Origin of the sequence: Massilia phyllostachyos, from assembly GCF_021044825.1 — a bacterium.
Lineage (GTDB): Bacteria > Pseudomonadota > Gammaproteobacteria > Burkholderiales > Burkholderiaceae_D > Telluria > Telluria phyllostachyos.
In genome coordinates this window covers 1-412 of the sequence record NZ_JAJNOC010000038.1, presented here as the reverse complement: position 1 = coordinate 412, position 412 = coordinate 1, and the positions used below count along the sequence as shown (strand labels likewise).

The 412-nt window shown below is 53.6% G+C and carries 1 rRNA gene; it reads right to left on the bottom strand.

The window, feature by feature from the left end:
• Positions 1 to 412, bottom strand: a 16S ribosomal RNA gene (locus LQ564_RS25770); the annotation flags it as partial.

Here is a 412-nt window from a genome sequence, read left to right as displayed (position 1 = left end):
CGGTTAAGCTACCTACTTCTGGTAAAACCCGCTCCCATGGTGTGACGGGCGGTGTGTACAAGACCCGGGAACGTATTCACCGCGACATGCTGATCCGCGATTACTAGCGATTCCAACTTCATGTAGTCGAGTTGCAGACTACAATCCGGACTACGATACACTTTCTGGGATTAGCTCCCCCTCGCGGGTTGGCGGCCCTCTGTATGTACCATTGTATGACGTGTGAAGCCCTACCCATAAGGGCCATGAGGACTTGACGTCATCCCCACCTTCCTCCGGTTTGTCACCGGCAGTCTCATTAGAGTGCCCAACTAAATGTAGCAACTAATGACAAGGGTTGCGCTCGTTGCGGGACTTAACCCAACATCTCACGACACGAGCTGACGACAGCCATGCAGCACCTGTGTGAAGG